Origin of the sequence: Pseudomonas sp. YNh (assembly GCF_037993085.1) — a bacterium.
Lineage (GTDB): Bacteria > Pseudomonadota > Gammaproteobacteria > Pseudomonadales > Pseudomonadaceae > Aquipseudomonas > Aquipseudomonas putida.
Window position 1 is genome coordinate 113870 of record NZ_JBBMRJ010000014.1, and the last position, 25332, is coordinate 139201.

At 63.4% G+C, this 25332-nt stretch carries 24 protein-coding genes and 1 pseudogene; 10 read left to right on the forward strand and 15 right to left on the reverse strand.

Annotated elements, in window-relative coordinates:
- Window positions 1-63 precede the first annotated feature (63 nt).
- A pseudogene (locus tag WF331_RS16225) lies at window positions 64-189 on the forward strand (LysE family translocator); the annotation flags it as partial.
- Between the two features lie 20 nt (window positions 190-209).
- On the opposite strand, the gene WF331_RS16230 reads toward WF331_RS16225, so the two are convergent.
- From WF331_RS16230 to WF331_RS16275, 10 genes are all read right to left on the reverse strand, one after another.
- On the reverse strand, window positions 210-2021 hold the full coding sequence (locus WF331_RS16230) for an ATP-binding protein (protein WP_016499257.1): 1812 nt from the start codon (window positions 2019-2021) through the stop codon (window positions 210-212).
- A gap of 80 nt (window positions 2022-2101) precedes the next feature.
- Window positions 2102-2665: an NUDIX hydrolase gene (locus WF331_RS16235; RefSeq protein WP_016499258.1), complete on the reverse strand. Its 564-nt coding sequence runs from the start codon at window positions 2663-2665 to the stop codon at window positions 2102-2104.
- 2 nt (window positions 2666-2667) lie between these two features.
- Window positions 2668-3420, reverse strand: a complete 753-nt coding sequence (locus WF331_RS16240) for a GntR family transcriptional regulator (RefSeq protein WP_016499259.1) — start codon at window positions 3418-3420, stop codon at window positions 2668-2670.
- Window positions 3421-3508: 88 nt separating this feature from the next.
- Entirely contained in the window at window positions 3509-3898 is a 390-nt protein-coding gene (locus WF331_RS16245) for a carboxymuconolactone decarboxylase family protein (protein WP_016499260.1), read from the reverse strand.
- 96 nt (window positions 3899-3994) lie between these two features.
- The gene (locus WF331_RS16250; protein WP_016487520.1) at window positions 3995-4480 is read right to left on the reverse strand and encodes a flavin reductase family protein; all 486 of its coding nucleotides are present in this window, start codon (window positions 4478-4480) and stop codon (window positions 3995-3997) included.
- A 12-nt stretch (window positions 4481-4492) separates the two neighbouring features.
- Window positions 4493-5974: an aldehyde dehydrogenase gene (locus WF331_RS16255; RefSeq protein WP_340623099.1), complete on the reverse strand. Its 1482-nt coding sequence runs from the start codon at window positions 5972-5974 to the stop codon at window positions 4493-4495.
- Window positions 5971-6804, reverse strand: a complete 834-nt coding sequence (locus WF331_RS16260; protein ID WP_016499262.1) for an alpha/beta fold hydrolase — start codon at window positions 6802-6804, stop codon at window positions 5971-5973. Before WF331_RS16260 ends, WF331_RS16255 begins: the two co-directional genes overlap by 4 nt.
- 68 nt (window positions 6805-6872) lie before the next feature.
- Window positions 6873-7469 carry an amino acid synthesis family protein gene (locus WF331_RS16265; protein ID WP_003256068.1) on the reverse strand — a complete coding sequence of 199 codons (597 nt, stop codon included), beginning with the start codon at window positions 7467-7469 and terminating at the stop codon, window positions 6873-6875.
- 264 nt (window positions 7470-7733) lie between these two features.
- Window positions 7734-8774, reverse strand: coding sequence for an LLM class flavin-dependent oxidoreductase (locus WF331_RS16270; protein ID WP_340623100.1), 1041 nt, complete (start codon window positions 8772-8774; stop codon window positions 7734-7736).
- Window positions 8775-8849: 75 nt separating this feature from the next.
- The gene (locus WF331_RS16275; protein WP_016499264.1) at window positions 8850-9335 is read right to left on the reverse strand and encodes a flavin reductase family protein; all 486 of its coding nucleotides are present in this window, start codon (window positions 9333-9335) and stop codon (window positions 8850-8852) included.
- 317 nt (window positions 9336-9652) lie between these two features.
- Here WF331_RS16275 and WF331_RS16280 point away from each other — a divergent pair, with 317 nt between their 5' ends.
- Window positions 9653-11059, forward strand: a complete 1407-nt coding sequence (locus WF331_RS16280) for a purine-cytosine permease family protein (RefSeq protein WP_016499265.1) — start codon at window positions 9653-9655, stop codon at window positions 11057-11059.
- A gap of 151 nt (window positions 11060-11210) precedes the next feature.
- Here the strand turns inward: WF331_RS16280 and WF331_RS16285 are convergent, their stop codons facing one another.
- Together WF331_RS16285 and WF331_RS16290 are read right to left on the reverse strand one after the other, a co-directional pair.
- Window positions 11211-12836, reverse strand: coding sequence for a methyl-accepting chemotaxis protein (locus tag WF331_RS16285; RefSeq protein ID WP_340623101.1), 1626 nt, complete (start codon window positions 12834-12836; stop codon window positions 11211-11213).
- Window positions 12837-13064: 228 nt separating this feature from the next.
- Window positions 13065-14264, reverse strand: a complete 1200-nt coding sequence (locus WF331_RS16290) for an NAD(P)/FAD-dependent oxidoreductase (protein ID WP_340623102.1) — start codon at window positions 14262-14264, stop codon at window positions 13065-13067.
- 547 nt (window positions 14265-14811) lie between these two features.
- On the opposite strand from WF331_RS16290, the gene WF331_RS16295 reads away from it, so the two are divergent.
- Together WF331_RS16295 and WF331_RS16300 are read left to right on the forward strand one after the other, a co-directional pair.
- On the forward strand, window positions 14812-16191 hold the full coding sequence (locus WF331_RS16295; RefSeq protein ID WP_284360741.1) for an NAD(P)-binding domain-containing protein: 1380 nt from the start codon (window positions 14812-14814) through the stop codon (window positions 16189-16191).
- Window positions 16192-16297: 106 nt separating this feature from the next.
- Window positions 16298-16837 carry an RrF2 family transcriptional regulator gene (locus WF331_RS16300; RefSeq protein WP_084967251.1) on the forward strand — a complete coding sequence of 180 codons (540 nt, stop codon included), beginning with the start codon at window positions 16298-16300 and terminating at the stop codon, window positions 16835-16837.
- Window positions 16838-16965: 128 nt separating this feature from the next.
- On the opposite strand, the gene WF331_RS16305 is transcribed toward WF331_RS16300, so the two are convergent.
- Window positions 16966-17877, reverse strand: a complete 912-nt coding sequence (locus tag WF331_RS16305; protein WP_241800712.1) for an AraC family transcriptional regulator — start codon at window positions 17875-17877, stop codon at window positions 16966-16968.
- A 102-nt stretch (window positions 17878-17979) separates the two neighbouring features.
- Here WF331_RS16305 and WF331_RS16310 point away from each other — a divergent pair, with 102 nt between their 5' ends.
- The 5 genes from WF331_RS16310 (at window position 17980) to WF331_RS16330 (ending at window position 22469) form a co-directional block, all read left to right on the forward strand.
- Window positions 17980-18540, forward strand: coding sequence for a carboxymuconolactone decarboxylase family protein (locus WF331_RS16310; RefSeq protein ID WP_061204072.1), 561 nt, complete (start codon window positions 17980-17982; stop codon window positions 18538-18540).
- Window positions 18541-18639: 99 nt separating this feature from the next.
- Window positions 18640-19704: an acyl-CoA dehydrogenase family protein gene (locus WF331_RS16315; RefSeq protein ID WP_049275837.1), complete on the forward strand. Its 1065-nt coding sequence runs from the start codon at window positions 18640-18642 to the stop codon at window positions 19702-19704.
- Window positions 19701-20522 carry an ABC transporter ATP-binding protein gene (locus WF331_RS16320; protein ID WP_016499274.1) on the forward strand — a complete coding sequence of 274 codons (822 nt, stop codon included), beginning with the start codon at window positions 19701-19703 and terminating at the stop codon, window positions 20520-20522. The genes WF331_RS16315 and WF331_RS16320 overlap by 4 nt, the downstream gene beginning before the upstream one ends.
- A complete protein-coding gene (locus tag WF331_RS16325; RefSeq protein WP_016499275.1) occupies window positions 20509-21714 on the forward strand; it encodes an ABC transporter substrate-binding protein in 1206 nt (401 codons plus the stop codon). The genes WF331_RS16320 and WF331_RS16325 overlap by 14 nt, the downstream gene beginning before the upstream one ends.
- Window positions 21714-22469 (forward strand): ABC transporter permease, encoded by a 756-nt coding sequence (locus WF331_RS16330; RefSeq protein ID WP_138737040.1) that lies wholly within the window; start codon window positions 21714-21716, stop codon window positions 22467-22469. The genes WF331_RS16325 and WF331_RS16330 overlap by 1 nt, the downstream gene beginning before the upstream one ends.
- Window positions 22470-22580: 111 nt before the next feature.
- Here the strand turns inward: WF331_RS16330 and WF331_RS16335 are convergent, their stop codons facing one another.
- Window positions 22581-23267: a GNAT family N-acetyltransferase gene (locus tag WF331_RS16335; protein WP_016499277.1), complete on the reverse strand. Its 687-nt coding sequence runs from the start codon at window positions 23265-23267 to the stop codon at window positions 22581-22583.
- Window positions 23268-23347: 80 nt separating this feature from the next.
- Window positions 23348-24289 (reverse strand): N-acetyl-gamma-glutamyl-phosphate reductase, encoded by a 942-nt coding sequence (gene argC / locus WF331_RS16340; RefSeq protein ID WP_059396138.1) that lies wholly within the window; start codon window positions 24287-24289, stop codon window positions 23348-23350.
- 114 nt (window positions 24290-24403) lie between these two features.
- On the opposite strand from argC, the gene WF331_RS16345 reads away from it, so the two are divergent.
- On the forward strand, window positions 24404-25285 hold the full coding sequence (locus WF331_RS16345) for a LysR family transcriptional regulator (RefSeq protein WP_016499279.1): 882 nt from the start codon (window positions 24404-24406) through the stop codon (window positions 25283-25285).
- The last annotated feature ends 47 nt before the right edge of the window (window positions 25286-25332 follow it).

Here is a 25332-nt window from a genome sequence, read left to right on the forward strand (position 1 = left end):
CACCCGTGACAAATGGCTTCAGATACACTCGCCGCAAACCCTTGCACAACCAGGATGTGCCCCATGCCTGAAACCACCCAACTGCTCACCTTCGCCCTGATCTGCCTCGGCATGGTGCTGACCCCGGGGCCGAACATGATCTACCTGATCTCCCGTTCGATGCATGCTGGCAGAAGGGCGCCGTTGATCGTCCATTGCGCTGCAAGGTATCAGTGGCTGCTGGCCGAGGCGTCTTCGGCCGAGGCCGCAGGCGGATCCTCCTGTGGCAGGTAAAGGGTGAAAGTGGTGCCTTGGCCGGGGATGCTTGCCACCTGTACATCGCCCCCGGACTGCTTGGCAAAACCGAACACCTGCGACAACCCGAGCCCGGTACCCTCACCCGGGGCTTTTGTGGTGAAAAACGGGTCGAAGATGCGCTCCAGCAGCTCGGCGGCAATACCCACACCGCTGTCGCTCACCGAAATCGCCGCGAACCGGGCTGGCGGCGAAGGCTGGCCGCGCAGGGCAGGCAGGCGCTGGTCAGCCTGCAGGCGCAGCTGCAAGGTGCCTTCGCCGGCCATGGCGTCGCGGCCGTTGAGCATCAGGTTGATCACAGCGGTTTCCAGCTGGCTGAGATCGGCGCGGATGTGGCACGGCGCCTGCGGTAGTTGCAGCTCGACCTGAATGCGCGCCCCGGTGGCGGTGTCGAGCATGTCGGCCATGGCCTCCAGCCGTGGCCCGGCCTCGAACACTTCGGGGCTGAGGGCCTGGCGGCGGGCGAAGGCCAGTAGCTGCCCGGTCAGTTTGGCACCACGGTGGACTGTGTCAGATATGGTCTTGATGTAGCGCTCGCGGCGTTTTTCATCAAGGTTGGGGCGCTGCAGAAAGTGCAACGACGAGCGAATGATCGTCAGCAGGTTGTTGAAGTCGTGCGCCACGCCACCGGTCAGCTGGCCGATGGCTTCCAGCTTCTGGGCCTGGCGCAACACTGCCTCGGTGTGCACCAGCTGGGTGGTGCGCTCGTCGACGCGGTGTTCGAGGGTGGCATTCAGCGCCTCCAGTGCAGCCATGGCCTCACGCACTTCGGCATGGGCCTGAACCCGCTGGATATGCGCCCAGCAACGCTCGGTCACTTCGCTGATCAGCGCCTGTTCGTAGTGTGTCCATGTGCGCGGGGCGTTGTCATGGATCGCCATCAGAGCGATGAGGCGGCCGCCTTTGATCAGCGGCATGCAGATGGTGGCGGTAATGCCGATGGCCTGGAAGGTGGCGGCTTCGTCGGCGGCCAGTTCACTGAGGTTGTCGTTGATCACCAGCGGCAGGCCGCTGCGCAGGCGGCTGAGTGCCAGACGGCCGAAGTCGTGCAGTTGGTACTGGCCCACCAGCCTCGGCGAGCCGGGGGCCACCGCGTCGCCACAGATGGTAAAACCGTCCTCGTCAGCGTCCATCACCGCATACGCGCAACTGGAAAGGCCCAGGTGCTCGACCATCATGCGCGTGGTGGTGTCCAGGATCTGGTCCGCGGCGGTGGCGTCGGCTATGGCACGGCCGAGTGCGTCGAGAAAGTTCAGGTGCCTGTTGGCGAGCACGCTGGTGGTGGTTTCGGTGACCGTGTCGAGCATGCCCAGCACCTCGCCATCGAGGCCGCGAATCGGGCTGTAGCAGAAGGTGAAATAGGCCCGCTCCGGGCCGCCGTTGCGGTCGATGATCAGCGGAAAGTCTTCGATGTACACCGCTTCGCCAGCCAGGGCACGGTCAGCCATGCTGCCAATGTCGGCCCAGGCTTCCTGCCACACGTCGCGGAAGGGGATGCCAAGGGCCAGGGGCTTGCGCCCGAGAATCTGGGTGAAGGCATCGTTGTGCAGGGTGAGCAGGTCCGGGCCCCAGAGTACGGCCTGCGGGAAGCGCGAGGCCAGGCACAGGGCCATTGTGGTCTTCAGCGCATCGGGCCAATGTTCGAGTGGGCCCAGGGGGGTGTTGGCCCAGTCGTGGTTGCGGATGCGTTCGGCCATCAGCCCGCCGCCGTCTAGCCATTTCGCCATGTGCTCTGTCGGTCCTTGTTTCAAGGTCTTTAGGGTGCACCGAGAATAGACGGTTGGCGAGTATTTTGTGGTGGTCTATGCTAGCGAATGAAGTGCACCTTGCCGGTGTCATCATTGCCCATGTAAATGCCATACACCCCAGCCTGCCGCTCAAGGATGTAGCGCTCGAGAATCTGCCGGATTGCCGGGTAGTAGATCTCTTCCCACGGAATCTCGTCGGGTTCGAAGAACTTGTACGCCAGGGTCTCCGGCCCGTACTGCCCGGTTTCTTCGGTGACGCTGGCGCGGAAGATGATGTACACCTCGCTGATTTTCGGCACGCTGAAGATGGAGTAGGGCGAGACGATGTCGGCACGCACGCCGCTTTCTTCCCAGACTTCGCGCAGTGCCGCCTGCTCGGTGGTTTCGCCAGCCTCCATGAACCCGGCCGGCAAGGTCCAGGTGCCGGGGCGTGGCGGGATGGCGCGCTGGCACAACAGGTATTTGCCATCGCGCTCGATGATGCAGCCGGCGATGATCTTCGGGTTGATGTAGTGGATGTAGCCGCAGCCGGTGCAGTGCAGGCGTTCGTGGGTGTCGCCTGTGGGAACGCCCCGGGCCAGTTCCGTGGTGCAGTGCGGGCAATAGCGCGGGGCGGTAGGCATGATCAGCGACCTATGCGGGGTTCCTTGAGGGCCAGGGGCTCGACGATGTCGCGCACCTTGGGGTTGTCATCCTGCTTCTGGCGCAGGTAGTCCAGCGCCACCTTGGCGGCAGCGCGGACGTGGTCGACCGAAGCCTGGTGGGCCACCAGCGGGTCGCCGCCCTTGATGGCTTCGACGATCTTTTCCATTTCGCGGTTGCTGGCGCCACGGCGGTTTTCCTGCGAGACCGAGGTGGCGCGCAGGTAGCTGATGCGTGCCTGCAACTGGCGCAGCTGCTGGGCCGCCACCTGGTTGCCGGAGCCTTCCAGCAGCACATCGTAGAAACCTTGTACCGAATCCAGCACCTGTTGCAGCTCGCCTTCTTCCAGCGCTTCGCGGTTCACCTCCAGCGCACGCTCCAGGGCACGAATGTCCTTGGCCTTGGCGTTGAGAGTGAACAGCTGCACGATCAGGCCCTCGAGCACGCAACGCAGCTCATAGATGTCGCGGGCGTCTTCCAGGGTGATGATGGCCACGCGCGGGCCCTTGGCGTCGGCAAACTCCACCAGGCCTTCAGACTCCAGATGACGCAGGGCTTCGCGTACCGAGGTGCGGCTGACGCCAAGGCGGTCACAGAGGTCGCGCTCGACCAGGCGGTCGCCCGGGAGCAGGTGGAAGTTCATGATCGCCGCGCGCAGCTTGTCTAGCACGATTTCGCGCAGGGTAACGGGGTTGCGGTTGACCTTGAAGCTGTCGTCGAGTGGCTGGCGTTTCATCAGGTGCGCTCTTTAAGAGGCTGTTGCGCCAACATCGCGGAACGCCCCGAACCGAGGCTTTCCATGCAGTGGTTCGAACAGCCCGTTGTTATCGGGTTGACTCCGCATCGGCTTCGGCAAACGCTTCACGGGCCAGGCGGAAACTGTCCACCGCCGCGGGTACGCCGCAATAAATACCGACCTGGAGCAGAATTTCGCGAATCTGTTCACGGCTCAGGCCATTGCGCAATGCGCCGCGAATGTGCAGCTTGAGCTCGTGGGGCCTGTTGAGCGCGGAAATCATGGCCAAGTTTATCATGCTGCGCTCTTTGAGCGACAAGCCTTCGCGGCCCCAGACGTGGCCCCAGCAGTATTCGGTGACCAGCTCCTGCAACGGCTTGGTGAACTCGTCGGCGTTCTGGATCGAGCGGTTGACGTAGTCCTCGCCCAGCACCTGGGTACGGATCTGCAGGCCTTTCTCGTACTTTTCATTGCTCATGCGCAGTACTCCGGAATAAAACAGGGGCCGCAACCGAGGGTGAGACGATTAGCGCGACCCCTGAAAACAGGGTCATCGTGTTGGCTTCAAGCTATATCAGCCGAGGGGCGGCAGGGCGCCCAGCTTGCCTTTGTGGTAGACCATCGGCGTCACCGGCTCGGCCGGCAGCACCAGGTTCTTCACTGCGCCGACGATGATCGCGTGGTCGCCGCCGTCATACTCGCGCCACAGTTCGCACTCGATGATCGCCGTCGCCTTGGCCAGCAGCGGGTTGCCCAGCTCGCTCAAGTGCCACTCGACGCCCTTGGCCTTGTCCTTGCCCTTGCCGGCGAAGGCATAGGCCTCGGCAGTCTGTTCGGCGGACAGCAGGTGAATGGCGAACTGCTTGCTGTCACGCAGGATCGGATAGGTGTCGGAGGCGTAGTTGGGGCAGAACAGAACCAGCGCCGGGTCGATCGACAGCGCGCTGAAGGCGCTGGCGGTGATGCCGACAATGGCGCCGTCGGCGTCCAGGGTGGTGACTACCGTGACGCCGGACGGGAAAGAGCCCATCACGTCTTTGTAGATGCCGGGTTCGATCATCTCGTGTTCCTCCTAGCGCATCACGAACGGGTCGGGCATCGGCGCGGTGGACAGGTTGATCCACACGGTCTTCAGCTCGGTATAGGCCAGCACCGAATCGATGCCGCTCTCACGGCCGTAGCCGCTGTTCTTGAAACCACCAATTGGCGCCATGGCCGACACGGCGCGGTAGGTGTTGACCCAGATGATCCCCGAGCGCACGTCGCGGGCCAGGCGATGGGCACGGCCCAGGTCGCGGGTCCAGATGCCGGCTGCCAGGCCGAACTGCGAGTCGTTGGCGATGGCCAGGGCTTCCTCTTCGGTCTTGAAGCGGATGACCGCAGCGACCGGGCCGAACACTTCTTCCTGCATGATGGTCATCGAGTTGCTGTCGCACTCGAACAGGGTCGGCTCGTAGAACCAGCCGTCACCCTCGACCTCGGCACGCTTGCCGCCCATGTGCAATTTGGCGCCTTCAGCCTTGGCCGCAGCCACCAGGCCTTCGACCACGGCCAGCTGCTGTGCGGTGGCCATGGGGCCCATTTCGCTGGCGTCGTCTTGCGGGTTGCCGATGCGGATGCGCTTGGCGCGGGTAACCAGGCGCTCTACGAATTCGTCGAAGATCTCGTCCTGCACCAGCAGGCGCGAACCGGCCACGCAGCTTTGCCCGGAGGCGGCATAAATGCCAGCCACGGCACCGTTGATGGCGCTGTCCAGGTCGGCGTCGGCGAAGATGATGTTCGGCGACTTGCCGCCCAGCTCCAGCGACAGCTTGGCGAAGTTCTCGGCACTGCTGCGTACCACGTGGCGGGCTGTGGCGGCGCCGCCGGTGAAGGCGATCTTGCGCACCAGCGGGTGACGGGTGAGTGCTGCGCCGGTGGTTGGGCCGTAGCCGGTGACCACGTTGACCACGCCAGCCGGGAAGCCAGCTTCGAGGGCCAGCCGGGCCAGCACGAGGATGGTCGCCGAGGCGTGCTCTGAAGGTTTGAGCACGATGGTATTGCCGGCAGCCAGGGCCGGGGCCAGCTTGATCGCGGTGAGGTACAGCGGGCTGTTCCACGGGATGATCCCGGCCACCACGCCGATGGGCTCGTGCACGGTGTAGGCGAACAGGTCGGGCTTGTCCAGGGGCAGGGTGCCGCCTTCAAGCTTGTCGGCCAGGCCTGCGGTGTAGTGGAAGAACTCTGGCAGATAGCCGACCTGGCCGCGGGTTTCGCGGATCAGCTTGCCGTTGTCACGGCTTTCCAGCTGGGCCAGGTGTTCCTTGTTCTCGGTAATCAGGTCACCCAGGCGACGCAGCAGCTTGCCACGCGCGGTGGCGGTGATGCTGCGCCATTCCTTGCTTTCGAAGGCACGCTGGGCGGCCTGCACGGCCAGCTCGACGTCGGTTTCGTCAGCGTCGGGAAGCTGTGCCCAGGCCTGGGCGGTGGCCGGGTTTAGGCTGTCGAAGGTCTTGCCGCTCTGGGCATCGCGCCATTGGCCGTCGATGCACATCTGGAAACGAACGAGGGTCATGCAACAATCCCCTTGGCGGATTCGGTGAGGGTGCGGGCTTGCGCGAGGAAGTCCAGCAGCATCTTGTTGACTTCACGGGGTGCTTCTACCGGCATCATATGCCGTTGCTCGGCGAGGACCACACTGTGCGCACCCGGGATGCTGGCGGCGAGCTGGCGGGTCATGGCCGGGGTGGAGCCCGAGTCGAGTTCGCCCGTGGCGATCAGCGTCGGCACCTGGATGCTGCCCAGGTCGCCGGCGCGGTACATGTCCTGGGTGGCAAACAGCGAATACGTGGTGTGGTAGCCCTGCGGGTCGTTGCTCGCCAGCACCTGGCGAATGGCGGCGACCTGCGCCGGGTTGGCAGCCTTGTACTCACGGCTGAACCAGCGGTCGAGGGCAGCATCGACGTTGGCGTCGGGGCCCAGCTCTGCCGCCTGGGCAGCGCGGGCGATCACGCCGGCACTCTGCTCGGGGGTGCGGTTGAACACGCTGTTGAGCACGACCAGTGCAGCCAGGCGCTGCGGGTAGTTAAGGGCAAAGGCACGAGCAACCAGCCCGCCCATGGAGAAGCCGATCACGGTCGCTTGTTGAATTTGCAGGTGCTCGAGCAGTTCGGCGAGCTGGTCGGCGTAGCCTTCCAGCGGCGTGTCGGCAGCCGGCACGCGGCTTTGACCATGGCCGAGCATGTCGTAGGCGATGACGCGGTAGTCGTTGGCCAGGCCAACGATCTGACCGCCCCACATTTCCTTGTTCAGGCCCACGCCGTGGATCAGTACCACGGGTTGGCCCTGGCCTACGGACAGGTAGCTGGTGCCGGCAGGTGTACGTTCAGCGACAGGCTGAATCATGGAGGGCGCTCCTTGAAGGTCGGGCACGGCGGGAAAGCACGCCACGCCCCGGCCCGTCTTGGTTGTTGTTATTGAGCGTTGGCTTTTTCGGCAGCCAGTTCTTCCAGGTCGATGTAGCGGTTGCCGATGCGCGGGTGCAGGCGGCCACCGTCGGCGGCGCCCAGCACCACGACGATTTCATCGGCGCGCGGGGCGTCTTCGATCTGCATTTCCAGGGTGATGTAGTGCGAACGCAGGCCTTCGTCGTCCTTCTGCATCATCGGGATCTGGATCGAGGTACCAGGGCCGCCGCGCTTGTTGGTGAAGCTCAGGTAGCTCTTGGCCTGGACCGCTTCGCGGTAGTGGTTGCCGAAGCGCAGGGTGTGGATCACCGCCGACGCATGCTCGATCTCGCCGTCGGCGCCGACCACAGCAGCTTTGCCGTAGGCTTCGATCTTGTCGGCACCACCGATAGCGGCGGTCAGGCGCTCGACCATCAGGGCACCCAGCTCCGAGCAGTTGGCGCGGATTTCCGGCTTCAGATCTTCAACAAAACCGCGACCGGCCCATGGGTTCTTTATCACGACGGCCAGGCCGACCATGGTCACCGGTTTGTCGGTGGCCTTGCCGCCTTCGATGCGGGTCTCTTCGGAGTAGGTGACGATCTTGCGGATTTCGAAACTCATGGGTGGCTCCTGGTGAGGGTTATCAGCTCTTGTTGTCTGATGGTATACCATAATATTTGTTGTGCAAGAGGTGTCACGAAATTTCTCTTGCCGGGGGACGAAAGGTGGCCTGATGCCTTGATTTCTCTGTTGTCTGTACTGGCCGCTTCGCGGGCTTGCCCGCTCCCGCAGGGACTGCACAGGTTTCAAAAAAAAGCCCGCTCACGCAGGCCGAAGGGGCCCACGGGAGCGGGCGCGTCCCGCAATGATTCAGGCAATGGGAATTCAGGCGAACGCCGGCACCACTTCCTTGATGAACAGCTCCAGCGACTTCTTCTTTTCGGCGTGGGGCAGGCTGTTGTCGCACCAGAAGCTGAACTCGTCGACGCCGAGCTCCTGGTAGTACTTGATGCGCGCGATAATTTCTTCCGGGGTGCCGATCATGGTGTTCTTGCGGATGTTCTCCAGCTGGAATGCCGGCACTTCGGCAAACTTCGATTCCGGGCTCGGCTCCAGGAAGCCGTTGACCGGTACCGTCTTGTTGCCGAACCAGGCATCGAACGTCCGGTAGAAGCGCGAAATGGCCTGGGCGCCGATTTTCCAGCCTTCAGGTTCCGCCGGGCTGTGCACGTGGGTATGGCGCAGCACCATCAGTTGGGGGCGCGGCACGTCCGGGTTGTTGTCCACGGCGGCCTGGAACTTGTTCTTCAGGTCGAGCACTTCTTCATCACCCTTCATCAGCGGGGTGACCATGACATTGCAGCCGTTGGCCACGGCGAAGTTGTGCGAGTCCGGGTCGCGGGCAGCGATCCACATCGGCGGCGTTGCGTTGAACGGTTTCGGCACGCTGGTGGAGGTGGGGAACTTGTAGACTTCGCCCTCATGGGCGTAGTCGCCTTCCCACAGTTTGCGTACCACAGGCACCATCTCGCGCAGCGCCTTGCCGCCGTCGGTGGCTGGCATGCCGTTGGCCATGCGGTCGAACTCGAACTGGTAGGCGCCACGGGCCAGGCCCACTTCCATGCGGCCGTTGCTGATCACGTCGAGCAGGGCGCATTCGCCGGCGACGCGGATCGGGTTCCAGAACGGCGCAATGATAGTGCCGGCACCCAAGCGAATTTTTTCCGTGCGCGCGGCCAGGTAGGCCAGCAGCGGCATCGGGCTTGGCGAAATGGTGTACTCCATGGCGTGGTGTTCGCCAATCCACACGGTGCTGAAACCGCCGTCTTCGGCCATCAGGGTCAGTTCGGTCAGGTCTTCGAACAACTGGCGGTGGCTGACCTGTTCATCCCAACGTTCCATGTGTACGAACAACGAAAATTTCATGGGGCTTTCCTCAACGCTTGAAAGGGGCTGGCGCCTGGCAGGGTGGGCGCCAGTGGTCACGATTCAGAATAGGCTTCAGGCAAAGGCGGGCAGGCTGGCCATCTTGCCGCGGCAGTACACCATCGGCCGTGGCGCTTCTTCGGGCACGATCAGGTTATGCACCTTGCCGACCATGATGGCGTGGTCGCCACCTTCATATTCACGCCACAGTTCGCATTCGATGACAGCGGTGGCACCGGCCAGGATCGGGTTGCCCAGTTGGCTCATGGACCACTCGATACCGCTGGCCTTGTCCTTGCCCTTCTTGGCAAACGCATAGGCTTCGGCTTGCTGTTCACCGGACAGCAGGTGAATGGCGAAGCGCTTCTGCTTGATGAGCACCGGGTAGGAGTCGGAGGTGTAGTTGGGGCAGAACAGCACCAGCGGCGGGTCCATCGACAGGGAGGAGAAGGCGCTGGCGGTCAGGCCGACAACCGAGCCGTCGTCGTCCAGGGTTGTGATGACGGTAACGCCGGACGGGAAGGAGCCCAGGACGTTCTTGTAGACGGTTGCGTCGATCATCGGGAGTACCTCTAAAAGGCTGCGGTGGTCCGCGGTTTTTATCGTTGATGTGTCTGATGGTATACCGTAATACCTATTTTGCAAGCGGAATTTTCAAGCATGGGTATTGCGCGATGAACGGCGCTAAGCCACGTAGGCCGTGGCTTAGCGCGGTGAGGCGGTTTGTAGAAGGGGTTTCCAAAGCAGATCAGTGGACGCTTTTTCGTGCGGATCAGTGTTGTCAAAAGTTTGGAATACCATAATATGGTCCGCAGCTGAGAGGCCGCCTAGACGCGGTTTCCTTACAAAGATAAAAACGACCTTTCGAGCTGAATCCTATGTCCCAACCGTCATCGCAACACCAGTTTGTCGAGAATCACACGGTCGATTACGTTCCGCCTGCCGAGCGCCACGGGAAGGCGCGCGACCTGTTCACCCTCTGGTTCAGTACCAACATTGCGCCATTGCCTATCGTTACCGGCGCCATGGTGGTCCAGGTGTTCCACCTGAACCTGTTGTGGGGGCTGATCGCCATTGTGCTGGGCCATCTGGTCGGGGGTGTGGTCATCGCCCTGGCCTCTGCGCAGGGACCGCAGCTGGGCATTCCACAGATGGTGCAAAGCCGTGGCCAGTTCGGCCGCTACGGCGCCTTGCTGATCGTGTTCTTCACCGCACTGATCTATGTCGGCTTCTTTATTTCCAACATCGTCCTGGCGGGCAAGACCATTCACGGCATTGCCCCGAGCATGCCAATGCCGGGCGCGATCGTGATCGGTGCCCTGAGCGCCACGGCCATTGGCGTGATCGGCTACCGCTTCATCCATGTCCTGAACCGCATCGGTACCTGGGTGATGGGCTCTGCGCTGCTGGCGGGGTTCATCATGATGTTCGCCCAGGAGCTGCCGGCAGACTTCTTCAGCCGTGGTGCATTCAATCTGTCGGGCTTTATCGCCACCGTGTCGCTGGGCACCATCTGGCAGATCAGCTTCTCGCCGTACACGTCCGACTATTCGCGTTACCTGCCGCGTGAAGTGGGCATTGCCAGGCCGTTCTGGGCCACGTACTTCGGCGCGACCCTGGGCACCATCCTGTGCTTCAGCTTTGGTGCCGTGGCGGTGCTGTGCGTGCCGGAAGGTACCGACGCCATGGACGCGGTCAAGCAGGCCACCGGCTGGCTGGGCCCGATCCTGATGGTGCTGTTCCTGCTCAACATCATCAGCCACAACGCCCTCAACCTGTATGGCGCGGTGCTGTCGATCGTCACCGCGATCCAGACCTTCATCGCCGAATGGACGCCGAGCATCAAGGTGCGGGTGATGCTGGCCACGGTGATTCTGGTGGGCTGCGGGATGGTTGCACTGAACGCCTCGGCGGACTTCATCGGCCACTTCATCGGCCTGATCCTGGCGCTGCTGCTGGTACTGGTGCCGTGGGCTTCGATCAACCTGATCGACTTCTACCTGATCAAGAAAGGCCAGTACGACATCGCTTCGATCTTCAGTGCTGACGGCGGCATCTATGGCCGCTTCAACCACCACGCGATCATTGCTTATGCTTGCGGCATCGTGGTGCAGCTGCCGTTTGCCAATACGGCGCTGTATGTGGGGCCGTATTCGAACATTGTCGAAGGGGCGGACTTGTCCTGGCTGTTCGGGCTGCTGGTGACGGTGCCCTTGTATTACTGCCTGGCGACCCGCGGCAAGGCTGCCGAGCAGGCGGGGCGGGTTGTGAGTGTCAACGACTGACAGATTGACGGTGCTGTAACAGGGGCTGCGCTGCAGCCCATCGCCGGCAAGCCAGCTCCCACAGTGATGGCGTACCCTTCAAGGGCAACGTAGAACCTGTGGGAGCTGGCTTGCCGGCGATGGGCCGCAGGGCGGCCCCGGCTGTATCCGATCAAACCTTGAACTGTGCCACCATGCCATTCAGGTCCACTGCCAACCGCGACAGGTCCTGCGCCGCCGCACTGGTCTGGTTGGCCCCGGCCGACGTCTGCATCGCCAAGTCGCGAATGTTGACCAAATTGCGGTCCACCTCGCGCGCCACCTGCGCCTGTTCCTCCGAAGCACTGGCAATCACCAGGTTGCGCTGGTTGATCGAGGCAATCGCCTCGGCAATTACTTCCAATGCCTGACCGGCGCCCTGTGCCACTTCCAGCGTGCCCGTCGCACGTCCCTGGCTGCTGTGCATCGCGGTCACGGCCCGCTCGGTACCGTTCTGGATACCGGCGATCATCTGCTCGATCTCGGCGGTCGACTGCTGGGTGCGGTGGGCGAGGGCGCGGACTTCGTCGGCGACCACGGCAAAGCCACGGCCCGCTTCGCCGGCGCGCGCGGCCTCGATGGCGGCGTTCAGTGCCAGCAGGTTGGTCTGCCCGGCAATTGCGCCGATCACATCCAGCACGCGGCTGATTTCATTGGCATTGCTGGCCAGCTGTTCGATTTCGGCCGAGGTACCTGTCACGTCGGCCACCAGGTGCTGGATGGAGGCCAGTGCCTGGTTGACCCGGTCACGGCCATCGCGGGTGGTCTGGTCGGCGCCTTTCGAGGCATCGGCGGTGCTGACCGCATTGTTGGCCACTTCCTCGACCGCGGCGGTCATCTGGTTGACGGCCGTTGCGGCCTGGTCGATTTCGGCACTCTGCTGGTGCAGCCCGCGGCTGGTGTCTTCGGTGACCGTGTGCAGTTCTTCCGAGGCCGAAGCCAGCTGGTCGGACGACGCAGCGATCTTGCGCAAGGTGTCACGCAGGCTTTCCTGCATGCGGCCCAGGGCGCGCAACAGCATGGCGGGCTCGTCGCGGCCGGTAACGCTGATTTCGCGTGTGAGGTCGCCGGTGGCTACGCGTTCGGCGACAGCCACGGCATCGGCCAGCGGCACCACGATGCTGCGGGTGAGCACGGTGGCAATGGCGGCCAAGGCAACCATGATCACCAGTAGTGAGACGATGATGGCAGTGAACGCTTCGTCGGCCACATCGCTGCTGCGCTGCGAGGCCTCTTCGGCACCTTTGCTGTTATAGGCAATCAGCGCGGTCAGGGCCTTCATCATGGTGTCGGCGCGCTGCGTGAGCGGGCCGCTTATCTGCTGCTTGGCCTCGTCCATGCGGCCTACGGCAATGTCCTGCAGCACGCTCACCTGCAGGTCAAGGTACTGTTGGTGCGCCTCATCGAAGGTATTGAACAGGGCGCGGTCGTCGGCGGCGATGATGGTGTCGGCGTAGTCTTTCAACCCGTCCTTGAGCTCGGCATTGATGCCATCGAGCATCTGCAGGTTGCGGGAACGTTCGGCGGGGTTGTCGTCCAGTGCGGCGCGCAGGGTGACGGCGCGGGCGCGCCCGAGGTTGCTGCTGATCTCACCCAGCGCTACCACGGCGGGCATCCAGGTGACTCGGATTTCGTCGGTGGCCTTGTCCATCTGGCGGGTTTCGTAAAGTGCGGTAAGGCCCATGACCAGGACCAGGGTGCCCAACAGGGCGAATACGCCGGCAGCACGAATGCCGATCTTCAAATTCCTTAACTGCATGGAATGCTCCTTGACGGTGGCGTGCAGGCGTCAGGAGCTGGCTGCAAAGCCAGGACACCGAGGTGGCGCCAGGCTCTTGATGCACTGCGGGTTAGTAGATTTTTCTCACCCTCTTGCATGGTTTTTCTTTGAATGATGCCATATGGCCATCATTATTGAACAGTCATCCAATGTAACGAAATAATTGACAAAACCGCCATTTTTGACGGTTTTGTCAGGTTTTTAACATCAAGCGATCGGAATCATCGGGTCGGCAGCAGCCAGCGCCAAGCTCCGGTCGGCTGCCGGCGGGTAGATCCACACCGAGTTGATCTGACGCTTCAGTTCCTTGCCTTCCTGGCCCTGCAGTTTCAATTCTCGCTCCCAACCTTCGCTGTACGCCGCGCCCCACTCACCCAGGTCGAGGCAGGTGACGTACTTGGGCTGGCGGTACACCACAGGTGCCACTCCAAGCAGGTCGGCCATGGCGTTGTTGCCACTGTGGCGACCCATCGGGATGGCGTGCTGGCAGGTCATCAGGGCGTGGTTGCCAACGTCGTCGACAGCAGCCCAGGCGGTATCGCCGGTCGCATAGATGTGGTCCTGGCCAATTACCTTGAGGTGCCCGTCGACCTTGAGCCGGCCGAAGTTGTCACGCTCGCCGGCAACCTGCGCGGTCAGCGGGCTGGCCTTGACGCCGACGGTCCAGATCACGGTATTGCTGGCGATGTATTCGCCGTTGTCCAGGTTTACGCCACCGGCGTCGACAGCCACCACCGAGGTGCCAGTCAACCACTGCACGCCAGCAACCTGCGAGGCGGCAACAATCGACGGCTTGATGCCTGCACCCAATGCCGCGCCGATGCTGGCGCCACGGTCTACCAGCAGCACCCGCACATCGGCGTCTGCGAGGATGGCGCGCAGCCGGGCGGGCATTTCGGTGGCCGTTTCGATGCCGGTGAAACCACCGCCGCAGACCACCACGATATTACGGGCAGGTGAAGCGGGCAGGGCGGCCAGGCCCGTCAGATGCTGCTCGAGGCGTACGGCCGACTCCATCTTGTCGACGTCGAAGGTGTGCTCGGCCAGGCCCGGGACTGCCGGGCGCGCTACCTGACTGCCAGCGGCAAGGATGAGGCGGTCGTAGCTGATCTGCTGGCGCTGGCCTTGGCTGTCGATGTAGCTCACGGTGCGCGCATCGGCGTCGATGGCTTCGGCGTTACCGGTGATGAAGTGCACGCCCACTGCATTGAACAGCTCACCTACGGGGGCCTTCAACGTGTGTGCGTTGGCCTCGTAGAAGCGCGGGCGAATGTGCAGTTCCGCTTGCGGCGCGAGCACGCTGATGCTCAGGTCGTCGCGCTGGGCCTGGTCGAGTAGCCGGGCGGCGCTCAGCGCGCTCCACACACCGGCAAAGCCGGCACCGATGATCAGGATGTTGGATTTCATGCAGGTGCTCCGCAGAGGTCGGGGATGAAAAGGTGGCTTCGATCACACGATAGGTGCTGCTCGAATAACTACGACTCTATTGGTCGCAGTTTGTCTCTGCAAGTTTTTTTTCATCATTGCGATGAGGCGAGGCCCAGGACGAGCGTACGCAAAGGCCGTATTTCGTGCTGCCGTGACTGCCGCGGCCAGGGCCGCAAACCTTGCTATCCCCACCCCCATCCGTTATAGATAAAAAAGAAACCATAAAGAAAAGAGGCCATTTCAGCCCCCCATGCACGAGATCACACGTATCTTCCGCCCCTCAGGCCCCCATTTTGCGCCCTGCGCAGATGGATACGGGCCCGCCCCCATGACCCTCTCTCCGCTTTCGAGCCTGTACCACGTGTTGTCGATCCCACCGGTCAAGCTCCTGCTGACCCAGATGCGCAAACGCCCCGTCCCTCCACCTGCACCGTAGCGCCTGAATTCTCTATCACCCCCGGTCTTTTGCCGTTCGGGGTTGGGGAGCCTTTGCATTTTTTCAGCGTTCAACTGTTCAGGAATCACTATGACTCTTCGTGTCGCTATCATCGGTGCCGGCCCGTCCGGCCTTGCGCAACTGCGTGCCTTCCAATCCGCCCATGCCCAGGGCGCACCCATGCCCGAAATCGTATGCTTCGAAAAGCAGGCCGACTGGGGCGGTATGTGGAACTACACCTGGCGCACCGGCCTCGACCAGCATGGCGAGCCGGTGCACGGCAGCATGTACCGCTACCTGTGGTCCAACGGCCCCAAGGAATGCCTGGAGTTCGCCGACTACAGCTTCGATGAGCACTTTGGCCGGCCGATTTCCTCGTACCCGCCGCGCGAGGTGCTGTGGGACTACATCCAGGGCCGCGTGAAGAAGGCCGGGGTGCGCGACTACATTCGCTTCAATACTGCGGTCAAGAACGTCTCCTTTGATGAAAACACCCGCGAGTTCACCGTCAGTGCCCACGACTACAGCGCGGGGCTTGGCATCGAGCAGGTGTTCGATTACGTGGTAGTGGCCAGTGGGCACTTCTCTACCCCGCACGTGCCGGAGTTTGAAGGGTTCGAGCGTTTCACCGGCCGTATCCTGCATGCCCACGACTTCCGCGAAGCGATGGAATTCAACGGCCAGGACCTGCTTATCGTTGGCAGCAGCTACTCGGCCGAAGACATTGGCTCGCAGTGCTACAAGTACGGCGCGCGCTCGATCACCACGGCTTACCGTACCCAACCGATGGGCTACAAATGGCCCAAGGGCTGGGAAGAGCGCCCGCAACTGGTGCGCGTCGAAAACGACCTGGCGTTTTTCGCCGATGGCTCGAACAAGCGCGTGGATGCGATCATCCTGTGCACGGGCTACCAGCATCACTTCCCGTTCCTGCCCGATGAACTCACCCTCAAGACCAACAACCGCCTATGGCCTGCCGGCCTGTACCAAGGCGTGGTGTGGGAGCAGAACCCGCAGTTGCTCTACCTGGGCATGCAGGACCTCTGGTACAGCTTCAACCTGTTTGATGCACAGGCCTGGTTTGCTCGCGACTACATGCTGGGGCGCATCAAGCTGCCGGCCAAGGCTGGCATGCAGGCCGACAGCGCGCGCTGGCGCGAGGATGAGGAGCAACTGGCAACCACTGCTTCGATGTATGAATTCCAAGGCCGGTACATCAAGCACCTGATCGATCAGACGGATTACCCGCGCTTCGACATCGATGCGGTGAACCGCATCTTCCTGCAATGGAAGACCGACAAGAAGCACGACATCATGGGCTACCGTGACAAATCCTACCGCTCGGTGATCACCGGCACCCAAGCGGTACCACACCATACCCGCTGGATGCAGGCGATGGACGACTCGCTGCAGGAGTACCTGCGCGAAACGGATGGCAAGCAAGGCGAGGTGAAGGTGCTGCGCGGGTAGCTGCCGGACCAGCCAGCACGATCAGGATGCGTGCAAGCGGGGGAAGTGTTTTGCCGTACCGACGCTCCCCGCGTATCATTTGCGACAGGGTTGGTCGGAGATTGATATGTCGCTTTACAGTGCTGGCGTCGAATACGGCATCCATTGCCTGCTGTTTCTGGTAGGCGAGGGCGGTGAGAGCCGTGATTCCAGCGTGCGCGACCTGGCCGAGTTGCAGGGCGTGCCGCAGGAATACCTGGCCAAGGTTTTCACCAAGCTGGCACGTGCCGGGTTGGTGGCCGCCACCGAAGGCGTGCGCGGTGGTTTTCGCCTGGCGCGACCGGCGGCTGAAATCAACGTGCTGGATATCGTCAACGCCATCGACGGGCCGAAGAAGATTTTCGATTGCCGCGAGATTCGCGAACGCTGCACGCTGTTCGAGGGCTCGCCGCCCGCTTGGGCGACGGAGGGCACCTGTGCGATTCATGCCGTGATGCTGGGGGCGCAGAAGCGCATGGAGGAGGCGTTGGCGCAGCAGACCATCCTCGATCTGGCGCGGCGTTTCGGGCGCAAGGCCCCGGCTGAGTTCGGTCAACAGGTGAACAGCTGGATGGGGGAGCGGCGCGAGGGTAAAGGTGGCGGGGATATACCGGTCAGCCAGGTCTGAATGTGTTACCTGCACCGGCCTTTTCGCGGGTGAACCCGCTCCCACAGGTACTTCACAGGTCATCAAAGCTGTGGTGACCCTGTGGGAGCGGGTTTACCCGCGAAGAGGCCGGTACAGGAGCAACGCTTTCAGCGCCCTTCATGCTGGCGCCGATACGCCCCCGGCTGCACCCCCACCGCCTTGGCAAATGCCCGGGTAAACGCTGCCACCGACTGATACCCCACCTGCGCACCCACCTGCTCCACGGTATTCCCCGCCCGCAGCAACTGGCTGGCATGGCGCATGCGCAGCGCCAGCAGCACTTGCCCCGGCGATTGCCCGGCCAGTTCATTGAAACGCTTGAAAAACGCCGACCGCGACAAGCCGGTGCAGGCGGCCATGCTTTCCAGTGTCCAGGCTTGCCCTGGTTGCTCGATCAACTGTTCCAGCAACCCGGCAAATGCCGGCTGGCGGGCGAGGGCGATCAGCCCGCCCAGTGACTGCCCGGCATTGACCTGCTGGCGCAACACGTACAGGAACAACAGGTGCGTCAGCCGCTCCAGCAACGTCTGTGACGGCCCAGCGGCACGCCGGCATTCTTCCAGAATCAGCTCGAACAGCGCCCGCGCCGCACTGCCCGTGGGGTCTTCGGCGCGCAGCAGGATCCAGTCAGCCAAGCCCTCGACAATCAGCGAGGACAGGCCGGACTGGAAATGGAAGAAGCCGCACACCAGCCCGACGCCATCGCTGGCCTCGCTGTCCAGTGTCTGCATGGCCTGGCGCGGTTGGGCACAGGCGTCGACCGGGTCCTGATCGCTGGACAATCGGTAGGCAAGGTCGCGCAACAGGAACACGGCATCTCCCTTTTCCAGGCGCACCGCTTGCCGCTGGCCGTCGATGTGCAGCCAGCAATGGCCCTGCACCACCAGGTGGAAACTGGCGCGGCCCATGCCCTGGGTGCTGGCGTGCCAGCCACCGCAGTAGCGGCCGACATGAAACAGGCTGGCATCAAGCTCCAGGCCCTCTAATAACCAATCGACAAGGTGGCTCGACGAAATCATCTAATACAAAGACTCAGGAACAAGGAAAGGCGACTGATGAATATGGAGGGTAATTCTTATAACCAACAGACTGTAGTGACACCCATCAAAGGAGACCACTCCATGTCCTCGCGCATTACTTTACACACGCTGCAGAGTGCTCCGGAAGCGGCCCGGCCGTTTCTGGAGAATGCCCAGAAGAATTCCGGCTTCATCCCCAACCTGCTGGGCGTGCTGGCCAACGCCCCGGCGGCGCTGGAAACCTACGTGACCGTTTCGGCACTCAATGGCAAGTCCGAGCTGAGCCTGGCCGAGCGTGAAGTGGTACAGCTGATTGCCGCCACCCGACACGGCTGCGACTTCTGTGTGGCCGGCCACACCGCCGTGGCGCTGAACAAGGCCAAGCTGCCGCAGGAAGTAGTCGATGCCCTGCGTGCTCGCGGCGAACTCCCCGATGCCCGTTACGAAACCCTGGCCGCCTTCGCCCGTGAAGTGATCGACACTCGCGGTAACGTCAGCGAAGCCACCTACCTGGCGTTCCGTGAAGCTGGCTTCAGCGAAGGCAACGCGCTGGAAGTGATTCTCGGGGTAAGTCTCGCAACCCTCTGCAACTTTGCTAATGTTTTCGCCCAGACGCCGCTCAACGAAGAGCTTGGCAAGTACCGCTGGCAGCCTTCTGCATAGCCCACGTGTGAGAGCGGCCCTGACGCGGTCGTTGTAGGGGCGGCCTTGTGCCGCGAATGGGCCGCAAAGCGGCCCCGGCGTTCCAAAAGGAGCAAGACCATGCAAGATTGTGCATTTCGACACTGGCTGGATGCCAATGCCGAGGCCATCGACCGGGGCCTGTGCGAACCGCAGCAGGTGCTGGCGCAGATCGCCGAATCACAGCTGTTGCGCATTGGTGTCGCCCCGGCCCTGGGCGGCACGGGCGGGCAGGTGACCGATGCGGTCGAGGCGATTGCCGCCATCGCTAGTCGCTCGTTGGCCGCAGCCTTCGTCTGCTGGGGCCAGCGTGCCTTTATCGAATATTTGTTGCACAGCCCCAACCAGCCCCTGCGCGAGCGCCTGCTGCCGCGCCTGCTGACCGGCGAACTTGCCGGCGCCACCGGGCTGTCCAACGCCATGAAGTTTTTGTCCGGTATCGAAGCGTTGCAGGTGCGCGGTCGCCCTGCAGGCGATGGCTGGCACCTGGAAGGGCGCCTGCACTGGGTGACCAACCTGCGCAAGAGCGGTTTTGTAGTGGCGGCGGCCATTGAAGACGAAGCCGGTGGTACGCCGTTTGTACTGGCCATTCCTTCCGAGGCCCACGGCCTGGAGCGCTCCGACGACCTGCAACTGATGGGCCTGCAGTCGAGCAATACGGCGGCGCTGGCCTTTCACCAGGTGCCGCTGGCGCGTGACTGGCTGCTGCACGAAAATGCCCGCGAATTCCTGCCACGGGTACGCCCGGCATTCCTGGCGCTGCAATGCGGCATGGCCATCGGCCTGGCGCGACGAGCGCTGGACGAGGTTCAGGCGCACCTGCACGGCCGCACCTCTTTCCTCGACGAAGCCCGACAGGTGCTCAGCGAGCGGCTGGAAAACACCGTGAGCGAGCTGAAGCAGGGGCTGCTCGATGGCCGCTTCCAGCAACAGCCGGCCGCCCTGTTCAAGCTGCGCATCATCCTGGCAGAAAGTGCCGCCGACGCGGTGCAGCTGGAGCTGCAGGCCAGTGGTGGCAAGGCCTACCTCAGCGAATATGGCGAAGGCTTCGCCCGCCGCTGGCGCGAGTCGGCGTTCGTGCCGATCGTGACGCCGAGCCTGGTGCAACTGCGTGCCGAACTGCAACGCCAGGCGGGCGCGGCATGAGTGAAGTGTTGCTCGAAGCTCGCGACATCAGCTTGGGCTACCCGCGCGAGGGTGGCTGGCAGCAGGTGCTGGCGCAATTCGACCTGCAGTTGGCGCCAGGCGAAGTGGTGAGCATTCTTGGCCCCAGTGGCGTCGGCAAGTCCAGCCTGCTGCGGGTGCTGGCCGGCCTGCAACAGCCTCGCGGCGGCAGTGTCGCCTTGCACGGCCAGGCGCTCCAGGGCCCGCACCCCCGTCTGGCGGTGGCTTTCCAGGACCCGAGCCTGCTGCCTTGGCTGAACCTGGAAAAGAACGTCGCCTTCGGCCTCGACTTTGCCCGCCAGCCCAAGCTGGCCGCTGACGAGCGGCGCGCCCGCATCGACCATGCGATTGCCGCCGTGGGCCTGGCCCACGCCCGTGGCCAGTACCCGGCGCAGTTGTCCGGTGGCATGGCTCAGCGCACCGCACTGGCCCGCTGCCTGGCCCGCCAGCCCGAGGTGCTGCTGCTGGACGAGCCGTTCGGCGCGCTGGATGAAGTGACCCGCGCCGACATGCAGCAACTGCTGCTGCAACTGATCGCCACCCACAACACGGCGGCGGTACTGATCACCCACGATATTGACGAAGCCCTGCTGCTGTCCGACCGGGTCCTGCTACTGGGCAACCACCCAGCGCACATCCTCGGCCAGTGGCACATCGACCTGCCGCAACCGCGCACACAACGGGTCGAAGAACTGGGCGCCCTGCGCATCGAAATCCTCAAAACCCTTCGGCGGGCAAGCCGCACAGTCGAACCTATCTCAACCCCGTTGCCCTCGGAGGCTGTCCATGTGCATGGATGACTGCTGTTCCTCTTCATCGCGTCGTGATTTTCTCAAGCTCGGTGCCATGCTCACGGCCGCTGGCGCGCTGCCATTGCTCTCGAGCCTGCAAGCTCGTGCCGCTTCCGAGCCGGACGCGCCAGTGCGTATCGGCTACCTGCCAATCACAGACGCCACGCCATTGCTGGTGGCGCATAACAACGGTCTGTTCGAGGCCGAAGGCATCAAGGCCGAGCGCCCGGTGTTGCTGCGCAGCTGGGCGCAGGTGATCGAGGCGTTCATCTCCGGGCAGGTCAACGTGATCCACCTGCTGTCGCCGATGACCGTGTGGGCGCGTTATGGCAGCAAAGTGCCGGCCAAGGTGGTGGCCTGGAACCATGTGGGCGGCTCGGGCCTGACCGTGGCGCCCGATATAAGCGACATGAAACAGCTCGGGGGCAAAACCGTGGCCATCCCGTTCTGGTATTCGATCCATAACGTGGTATTGCAGCAGATGCTCAACGACAATGGCCTGACGCCTGTGTCGAAGCCTGCCAATGCGCAGTTGGCCGCCAACGAAGTCAACCTGCTGGTGCTGCCACCATCCGACATGCCGCCAGCCTTGGCCAGCAAGCGCATTGCCGGCTACATCGTCGCCGAGCCGTTCAACGCCCTGGCCGAGAACCTCAAGGTTGGCCGCGTGCAGCGGTTTACCGGCGATGTGTGGCGCAACCACGCGTGCTGCGTGGTGTTCATGCATGAGCATGACTTGAACAATCGCCCCGAATGGTCGCAGAAGGTGGTCAACGCCATCGTCAAGGCCCAGCACTGGACCCGCGACCACCGCGCCGAAGCAGCCGCGTTGCTGTCCAAGGCCGGCCCCAACAAGTACACCCCGCACGAGCCCGCGGTGCTGGCCAAGGTACTGGCCCCGGCCGCCGAGGACCGTGCCGGCTACATTGCCAGTGGCGCCATTCGCCATCAGCAGTGGGACGAAAAGCGCATCGACTTCCAGCCATACCCGTTCCCCAGTTACACCGAAGAGCTGGTCAAACGCCTGAAAACCACCCTGATCGAAGGTGATAACGCGTTCCTTGCCGGGCTTGATCCGGCGCAGACCGCCCGCGACCTGGTCGACGATCGCTTCGTGCGCAATGCCATCGCGGCGGTCGGGGGGCCGTCGGTGTTTGGCATCGCTGACAACTTCGAGCGTAGCGAGGAGTTCGCGGTCTGATGCGCACGCATGTCGTACATGCCGGCCTTGGGCTGGCCGGGTTGTTGGGTTTGTTGCTGTTGTGGTGGGCTGGCGTTGCCGTGTTCGGCCAGGCCGACGGCCTGTCGGCGCGCTTTTCACCGGCGGCAACCTTGGCCAGCCTGGTCGAGCTGTTGGGGCAGGGCGAGGTTTACGGGCACATCTGGGTCAGCCTCAAGCGCATCCTGGTCGGATTGCTGCTGGCGCTGCTGATCGGCGTGCCGCTGGGCTTGCTGGTGGGCAGCTACCGGCACCTGGAGGCGGCAACCACCCCGGCGTTCCAGTTTCTGCGCATGATCTCGCCCTTGTCGTGGATGCCGGTGGTGGTGATGTTGATGGGCGTGGGTGACCAGCCGATCTACTTCCTGCTGGCGTTTGCCGCGTTATGGCCGATCTTGCTGAACACCGCGGCGGGCGTCAGGCAGCTGGACCCACGCTGGCTGCAACTGAGCCGCAGCTTGAGCGCCACGCGCTGGGAAACCTTGTGCAAGGTGATCGTGCCGGGCGTGATCGGTCATGTGTTGACCGGCGTGCGCCTGGCCATCGGCATTTTGTGGATCGTGCTGGTGCCGTGCGAAATGCTCGGGGTGAGTGCGGGGTTGGGGTATTTCATCCTCGATACCCGCGACCGGCTGGCGTATTCCGAACTGATGGCGATGGTGCTGCTGATTGGCGTGCTGGGGTTCGTGCTCGATGCCCTGGCGCGTGCGCTGCATCGGCGATGGGTGCATGGCTGAAAGGCCAATGCGGCTGCTTCGCGGGCTCGCCCGCTCCCCCAGGTACATCACCGGCCTTGGGCCTGACGGTAGTCCTGTGGGAGCGGGCAAGCCCGCGAACAGGCCATCGGATCAATGCACGGTCTTGCGCTGCCGTACACACTCCAGCGCTTGGGCGGCCAGCTCATCCAGCCGTTCATCGCGCATCTGCTCTGCTTCGATCATCGCATCCTCACCCTGCTGGTTAAGCAGGTAGGTGTGAATCTGCATCACTTCAGCGGTTTGATAAATCGGCGCAATGTCCAGGCGCCCGATCAACGCACCACTGGCATGGCCGGTACTGCTCATCAGCACCTGCGGCCCATTGGCGGCCACCACCTGCATGCCCATCGCCTCGAACCACGGCACCTGGCTGGCAAAGGCGTTCAGCTCCACGCAGGCATGCCGAGCCTGCAGGTCGCCCAGCAAGGCGCGGGCGATGCCCTGGCGGCGATGGCTGGCGCGCACGGCAAGAAATGCCAGTGAACACGCCTGCTCATCGTCGTCGGCCGGCAGCGACAGGGCAAAGCCCAGCAACTGGTCCGGCGCCTCTGCATCCAGTGCAAGGGTCAGCGCCACGGCAAGGCCGCGGGTGCCATCCAGTGCTTGCAGGTACTGGTGCACCTCCATGCCGACGCCGTACTGGTACAGCGGGTACAGCGGGTTTTCGGCGGTAATGGCGACACTGCTCAGTTCGCCGACATGGTGGATCACCAGCTCGCGGATCTGGTTCTGGAAAGATTCGGGCGGCACGCTGTCGAGGCGGCTCAGGATGAACATCGGGGGGCGGGCTCCGGCGGGTGGGAATACAGCCCGGGCCAGGTTGGCGCGGGCTGTACAGTTTAACCGGTTTTGCCGTATCAGCCTTGTTGCTGTAGTGCACCAAGCATCAGGTCGAGGTTTTGCACCGCCGCGCCGGAGGCACCTTTACCCAGATTATCGAACACTGCGGTCAGCAAGACCTGGCCATGCTCGGGGTTGGCATACAGCGCCAGGCGCAGGTCGTTGCTGTCGTTCAATGCCTCGGGGTCAAGGTTTGCAGCTGCGCCTTGCTGATGCAGCGGCATCACCTGCACATGGCGTGCGCCCTGGTAATGCCGCTCCAGGCAGGCCTGTAGCTGTTCGGCGCTGACCTGGCCCGGTAAGAGTCGCAATTGCAGTGGGATACTCAGCACGATGCCCTGGCGGTAAGCACCGTAGCCTGGCATGAACACCGGCCGTGCCAACAGCCCGGCATGTTGCTGGATTTCGGGTACGTGCTTGTGCGCCAGCTCCAGCCCATAAAGTTGCAAGACCGGTGCATTACCGGCACCGGGTTGTTCGTGGCGCTCGACCGCCGCGCGGCCACCGCCGGAGTAGCCGGAAATGGCATGGATGCCCAGCGGGTAGTCGGCTGGCAGTAGCCCGGCCTTGACCAGCGGGCGTAGCAGGGCGATGGCGCCAGTGGGGTAGCAGCCCGGGTTGCTGACGCGCTTGCTTTGGGCAATGCGTTCGGCCTGCTGGTCGTCCAGTTCTGGCAGGCCATAGACCCAGCCCGGGGTGGTACGGTGCGCCGAACTGGCGTCGATCACCCGCACCTGCGGGTTGTGGATCGCTGCCACGGCCTCACGAGCGGCGTCGTCGGGCAGGCACAGCAGGGCGATGTCGGCGCTGTTGATGGCCTCGCGGCGGCGCTGCGGGTCTTTGCGCTCGGCCTCGGGCAGGGTAAGCAGGCGCAGGTCGCTGCGGCCTTGCAGGCGGGCGTGGATCTGCAGGCCGGTAGTGCCTTGGTCACCGTCGATGAAGACAACAGGGGTATGCATGGTCAGGGTCCGGTCGGGTTGGGATGGCCCATGCTCGCCTGTGGCTGGACTAAAGGAAATTTGAATATCATGATGCTGATGTTCATTTATTCTGAATGTAGGCCAATAAAGACCATGCGCGAAATCAGCCTTGACCGCCTCCGCACCCTGGTGGTCATAGCCGACCTGGGCTCTTTTGCCGAGGCCGCCCGCCAGCTCAACCTGGCACCGCCCACCATCAGCCTGCATGTGGCCGAACTGGAGGCACGTATCGGCGCCCCGTTGCTCAGCCGCACCCGCGGCCAAGTGCGCCCCACGGCCATTGGCGAAACGCTGCTGGCCCGTGCCCGGCGCCTGCTGGCCGACGCCGACCTGGCGCTGGACGAAGTACGCCGACAAGTCGAGGGGCTGACCGGCCGGGTACGCCTTGGCGCGTCTACCGGTGCTATCGCCCACTTGCTACCGCAGGCACTGGAGCACCTGCGTGCGGACCATCCGGGGATCGACGTGCAGGTGCAGGTGCTGACCTCCCAGGCATCGCTGGGGCGATTGCGTGAAGGGACGCTGGACATCGGCCTGGTGGCCCTGCCGCAGGTCGCCGGCAAAGGGCTGACAGTTACTCCCTGGCGGCGCGACCCGATCCTGGCCTACGTACCGGCCGACTGGCAGCCGCCGACGAAGGTCACACCGGCCTGGCTGGCGCAGCGGGCGTTGATCCTCAACGACAGCAGTACCCAGCTGTCACGGGTTACCGGGGAATGGTTCGCGGCAGCGGGGTTGTACCCCGAGCCGCGGATCGAGTTGAACTACAACGATGCGATCAAAAGCCTGGTCGGGGCCGGGTACGGCGCGACGTTGCTGCCACAGGAAGGCGAGGCCGCCGAACTGGACCGGCGCATTGCGCGCCGGCCGCTGCGCCCAGGGTTGTGGCGGCAGTTGGGTATCGCCTGCCGGGAGGGCCAGGTGGAACGGGCCACGGGGTATGTGTTGCAGGCGTTGGAGCGCTTGCGACAGTAGGGCACAGGCGTCGTACATGCCGCTGCGAGTGCGGGTTTTCATCGATT